General features: G+C 48.5%; 3 protein-coding genes and 1 pseudogene. 2 read left to right on the forward strand and 2 right to left on the reverse strand.

Going from position 1 to position 4284, the window contains the following annotated elements:
- A pseudogene (locus tag VN379_RS21560) lies at nt 1-212 on the forward strand (hypothetical protein); the annotation flags it as partial.
- Nucleotides 212-301 (forward strand): hypothetical protein, encoded by a 90-nt coding sequence (locus VN379_RS25225; protein WP_414715028.1) that lies wholly within the window; start codon nt 212-214, stop codon nt 299-301. The pseudogene VN379_RS21560 and the gene VN379_RS25225, both read left to right, overlap by 1 nt.
- A 211-nt stretch (nt 302-512) precedes the next feature.
- On the opposite strand, the gene VN379_RS21565 is transcribed toward VN379_RS25225, so the two are convergent.
- Together VN379_RS21565 and VN379_RS21570 are read right to left on the reverse strand one after the other, a co-directional pair.
- Complete coding sequence (locus VN379_RS21565) at nt 513-2750, reverse strand: TonB-dependent siderophore receptor (RefSeq protein WP_325537707.1); 2238 nt, start codon at nt 2748-2750, stop codon at nt 513-515.
- A gap of 518 nt (nt 2751-3268) precedes the next feature.
- Nucleotides 3269-4105, reverse strand: coding sequence for an AraC family transcriptional regulator (locus tag VN379_RS21570; protein ID WP_325537709.1), 837 nt, complete (start codon nt 4103-4105; stop codon nt 3269-3271).
- Nucleotides 4106-4284: the final 179 nt, after the last annotated feature.

Consider the following 4284-nt stretch of genomic DNA (forward strand, 5'->3'; position numbering starts at 1 on the left):
ATAAGGGGTACTATAAGGCGGAGGATCTAAAAAAATGTGTAAAGAAGCAAATCACACCCTATGTACCCAAACAAACCTATTCAAATGGAACGGGAGACAGAGATTTTTACAGTGATCAATTTTTCTATGATGCCGAAAAAACATATACAGGTGCCCAGGGGGAAAAGAGCTTTACTTTTCTAGAAATCGAATCACCAAAGCTAAGGGCATAATCGGCTATGATTATCGGAATTATGAGGCTTGCCAAAGCTGTGCCTTTAAAGAACGGTGTACCAAAAGCAAAAATGGTAGAACACTCTAAAAATTTAATTTTATTAGAAGAACGGTTACTTTCCGTTGGATTGAAAGATGTTTTTCACACGGTCTGCCGTCCCCGTGTCTACTTCTGGTTAGCGCATAGCCGCCGTAAACGGCGGCCAGAATGCGCAGGGTGGTTGAGTTGTCTGGCAGGTACCGGCTTTCAGCCGGCGGACCGCATCAAGCATAGCAACATTCATAGTGATAACCCCTGTTTAAAACTGCATGCTTGCCGACAGCTTAACGGTGCGGGGGCTGCCTAACGTGGCAAGACTCTTGTCGGAGTAACCTGACCAGTAGTGTTTGTCAAACAGGTTTTCCACGCTGAGGCGGTAGGTGACCGGAGTTTTGTTCATCACGGTCTTGTACCGCGCGCCGATGTCATAGCGCACCCAGCTCGGTATTTCGAAGGTGTTAGCATTGTTGGCGTATTGGGAACTGGTATATACGGCCCGCAGCGAAAGTGATAAATCCTGATTCCACGGCGTGTCCCACTCGACGCCGGCATTCATCGTCCATTTGGGTACGCCCAACGGCGTGTTGCCGTTATTGGCAACGGTATTGGAGCGGATCAGTTCGCCATCGGTATAGGCAATGCCGCCCATCAGCCGGAGGTTCTTCGCCAGGCTGCCGAAGGTATTCCACTCAATGCCGCGGTTTTTCTGTTCGCCGTCATAGGAATAAATCTTGTTAGTCGTCATATAACTGGGCATTTCGATTTGGAAAAAGGCCAGCGTATTGGCGAAATCGCCCTTGTCCCACTTCACGCCGAATTCGCGTTGTTTGGTTTTGTACGGCGCCAGTACTTGACCAATATTGTCGTAGCTTGCTCCCACCACGGTTCCGGGGGAAAGCGATTCAATATAATTGGCGTAGAGAGACACCGCTTCCCCCCACGGTTTGACGATGAGGCCGACCATCGGCGTGTTGGCGTCGGAGTCGTAGTTGGTTGTCGATTTCACCCCGCCGGTGGTATCTGTGTTATTGTAGGCGTAGCTTGTCTGTTTCACATCTTGCCGCCGTATCCCCAGCGTTAACTGGACCTTTTCCTCGTTAAAGGAAAGCGTGTCGGCCAGGAGAAAACTGGAAAGCTCGGTGACGGCAGTCTTGTTGCCCTTGCTCACCTTCAGGCTGTTGTAAAGGTCGGCAACCGCAGCCGGGTTGTAGATATTTGTTGCCATATTTAGTGCTGTACTTTTATAAGCATTGGAGAAATCCGTATCCTGGAAGCTTGCCCCCAAAACGACCTGATGCTTTACCGCACCGGTCTGGTAAGTGCCGCGCAACCCTATTTCGGAGGCAGTGGTGTCGGTCCAGAAGTATTGCTTAAAGATGCCCTTGAGCGTGGCCGAGCCATCTGCCTGCAGGTCCTGCACGTGATTGCCGTTGATGAAGCCGTTGGCTTTGGCGGATAGTTTGCCAATGCCGGCGTAGGCGGTTAGATTGTCCTGTATGTCATATTCGCCTTTAAACAGAATCCCGTTATTCCGGGTGGTGCCCGACACCCCTTTGAATACGTTGGTCGAGCCGTCCGGAGCTTTCACGTAAGAGCTTAAGTCATACATGGAGATAAGACCGCCGTCGTACTTCTCCTCGGTGCCATAGGCATCCAGGGACAGGCGCCATTTGTCCTTGTGGTAATCCAGGCCCAGGGCGCCCAACAGCCGTTTCCGGGATTGATCGTCGGTTGTGGTATCGCCGTCCGAGTAGAGGCCGTTGAAGCGGATGCCCCACTCCTTGTTTTCGCCGAAGCGGCGTCCTATGTCGATATGGCCGCCGAACTGGGACGAGGAGGCGTAGCTGGTGGTAAAATTGGTAATATCCTCCTCGCTGGCCCGTTTGGGTACAAGGTTGACGGCGCCGCCCACCGAGGTGCTCACTCCGCCGTAGAGAAAGGAACTGGGCCCTTTGAGCACTTCCACCCGTTCCAGAAATTCCACGGGAACACGATAGTGCGGCGCCAAACCCGCTATGCCGTTAAAATAGAGATACTGATAATTTACCTCTAGGCCGCGGACTCTGAAGTTTTCGCTGACCTGTCCGCCGGGGGTGGCGAAGCGGACGGAGGGATCGTTCATAAGCACGTCAAACAGGGTTTCGGCCTGCTGGTCTTCGATGCTCTGGGCGGTGTAACTGGTGACGTTGAAGGGCGTGTCCATGAAATCCTTGTTGCCCAGTACGCCGAGCCCGGCGCCGCGGGCCACCTGACCACCGGCATAGGGCAGGGGCAGCGTTTCCCGGCTGGCGGTCACTTCAATCCCTTCCAGGGTGAATTCAGACCGTCTGGCAGTTGATTCGCTGGCAGCAACTTGTTTTTCGGCAGTTTGTTCGGTCACCGAGGCGGATTCCGGCGCTTCTTCTGCGTAGGCAACTACTGGCGCGTGCCAAAACAAACTGCTGCCAATCAGGGCATACAGGACTTTTTTTCTGATGCGGGACATTTTTTTCTTCATACCGTTCGACTCCTTTGCACATAACTTAACTGTAGACAACAGCTCTATACCAGCTTCATTATAATTATAACTGCCCGAAACTAGGAATGAGGATCATTCTCAATTTCTATATTAGAGTATAACAACAGCCAACATTGGAGTAAATTGATATATTTCTAAACAATTGATATATTTCTAAACAGACCTTGATTTTTTCCCAAATCAAAAAAAATACGTCATTCGGGCTTATCTGTCGGACGCAACGGGTATGGATCGTATTGACAAAGAGCATTCAAAATAATTATAATAAATCCCGACTTGTGCAGTAAAAAAACAAAAAAATCAGCCGCAAACCCTTATGAGCAAAGGGTTCGCGGCTGATTTGTGTTTTTCCATACCGTCCTTCCAGCGGTGTAATACTCATTTCTTGATCCCTCATCATTTTTTCAACATTAACAACATCCATGAAATTGCCGTTCACTAAATTTATGCCTAGTCTACATTACAGCCTTAGAAATGCCACGTTGTAAAATATTTTTTTAATTGGTAATCAACTTTTTATTTTTCCTAAATACCTGCAACGTACTGGGTGACAAACCTGTTCGCTTCTTGAATAATAGGCTGAAGTAATAAGGATCGGAATAACCCACGTACTCTGCAATTTCCGCGACAGAGCAGGCTGTGGTGCAGAGCAGTTCTTTCGCCCGCCGCATCCGGTATTCAATCAGAAATTTATTCGGACTCATGCCCGTATGCTTTTGAAACAAATAGGCAAACTGTTTGCTGCTCAGACCATATTGTCTGGCTAATTCCGGTACGGTGAGCGGTTCCATATAGTGATTCTTCATATATTCAGCGGCTTCTGCCACCAGTTCGTGGCTGCCGTTATGTAACCGGCAATTGGCACAAGTTAGAATTTCATCCAAAATGATGAAAAACAGGGATTTGATTTTCAGCGCCGACAGATTACCTGGTGTTGCGTAGATATGGTACATCTGCTGCAGCGTGTCGTTTATCCCGGAATTATATCCCGGGCTGAGTTCATAATGCGACAATGCATAGGGAAACGTCCCCTGGGTATTGCCGTGCACTTGGTAATGTATGACCATAAAATCCCATTTTGACTGTCCCAGAACCTCTTTATCCAATGGCATATTTGGCCCTCCGTGGAATACTTTACCAGGCTCCATGTCATAGGGCACGCCGTCAAAAAACATTCTTGACCGGCCGCGCAGCGGAAAAATCATACCTGAAAATGGAGAAGTAACTGTACCGAAACGTTTTCTTCCAGGTTCGATAACCGCTCGTCTTATATCAACTACGCTAAAGTTTATTTTGGCAAAATAGCCGGATAGATCGTTGATATCCACCTTCATTTTTTGTATCCTCCTAAGCGACAACAAGTCTGTAAAGACCGCTCTTGTTTATAAATGTTCCCATGCCAAGCCGTTCTGAAACTTCCTTCTTGAATCAGCGGGAGATAAAATCTCTGGATAAGGTCGACTAACCTTCTGCCGGGGTAAAAACTCCGCCTGAAGGTTAGTTTATTTATAAA

Source organism: Sporomusa sp., assembly GCF_035561255.1.
In the GTDB taxonomy this organism is placed as follows: Bacteria; Bacillota; Negativicutes; order Sporomusales; family Sporomusaceae; genus Sporomusa.

Excerpts from the sequence above, each read along its gene's own strand:
- VN379_RS21570 (WP_325537709.1), bottom strand. The coding sequence starts at position 4,105 with ATGAAGGTGGATATCAACGATCTATCCGGCTATTTTGCCAAAATAAAC.
- VN379_RS21565 (WP_325537707.1), bottom strand. The coding sequence starts at position 2,750 with ATGAAGAAAAAAATGTCCCGCATCAGAAAAAAAGTCCTGTATGCCCTG.